This is a genomic window from Acinetobacter sp. 226 (assembly GCF_048147925.1).
Lineage (GTDB): Bacteria > Pseudomonadota > Gammaproteobacteria > Pseudomonadales > Moraxellaceae > Acinetobacter > Acinetobacter pecorum.
In genome coordinates, this window is sequence record NZ_JAYWYX010000075.1 from 1 (window position 1) to 1,191 (window position 1,191).

Below are 1,191 nucleotides of genomic sequence, written 5' to 3' on the forward strand. Positions count from 1 at the left end.
CTCTGCACACGACAAAAAAATCATCCCCACCCGATTTTCATAGGTTTAGGGGTTAAAAAGCTAACTAACTGTCGAAATACAGTCTTATCATTGTTAAAGAACACCAAGTGAAGGCCCTCAATCAACACATCCAGACCAAGCGCAAACAAACTGGCTTGAGGTCGAGCGTTTGACTTCAACTTGCGTTTTAACGGCTTATCTTTGTCTTTATAAATACCGACATGATAAGCCCAACAAAATGCTAAGGCGTTCACTGCGACTAATTTACTGACCCGATCAAGATGGGTTAAGTGGGTATCTTCAAGATTAAAGCCACGGCCCTTTAGACAAGCAAATAAAGTCTCAATCTCCCAACGCTTAGCATAGCTTGTCATCGCATCCACTGTTTCTAGTTGATTGGTGGCCACAATCACTAAACCATAGTCTTTATCACGCTTGGCAAATACTCGAACCAAACAACCATCGACAGTCAGTATTCGTCCATGTCGATATGTTTCTTGATGGCTAACATGGCGTAATAACTCTTTAATCTGTACCAACTTGCCATGATGATTCTTAACTTTACTGTTCTTCTTAATCCGTATGGCAAAGGGTATGTGATTATTGGTGAGCCAGTTAAACCATTTTTCGCCAACAAACTCTCTGTCTGCTACTATCATCTCAAGGTTATCTTTGCCAAATTGTTTGATAAACCGCTCAATAAGTTCACAGCGTTCAAGATGGTTTGTATTACCTCGCTTATCTAGCATGTGCCAGTATAAGGGGATGGCTATCCCTTTATATACCACCCCTAACATAAAGATGTTGAGGTTACTTTTACCCCATTTCCAGTTGGTGCGGTCAATGGTTAAGGTGACTTTGCCTAGCCCAAATAGTCGATATATCATTAAAGCCAGTTGATCGTAGTCTATCCTCGCTTCGGCAAAAAATCGCTGTAGTCTGCGATAGTGACTGTCGGTCTTGCCACCCTTAGGAAGGTGTCTTGCTATTTTTTTTAAGATTACTGCTTTGAGCAGTAATCAGGGCTATTATCATTAGGCTCAAACAATTGATTCTTGCCTTGTTCATGCTCAGGTTTTGGGTTAAAGTTTCACTAAGTCTGTTAAAGTTTGGCATGGTCTGATTCGTCTTAAAAATTACTATTATGCCTTTGCTTTAACAGACTTTTTTGTTTTTTTGTCGTGTGCAGAG

The 1,191-nt window shown here is 40.4% G+C and carries 1 protein-coding gene; it reads right to left on the reverse strand.

Going from position 1 to position 1,191, the window contains the following annotated elements; all coding sequences use genetic code 11:
• Positions 1–20: 20 nt before the first annotated feature.
• Positions 21–1,016: an IS4 family transposase gene (locus tag VXP95_RS15450; RefSeq protein WP_111034557.1), complete on the reverse strand. Its 996-nt coding sequence runs from the start codon at positions 1,014–1,016 to the stop codon at positions 21–23.
• Positions 1,017–1,191 lie beyond the last annotated feature (175 nt).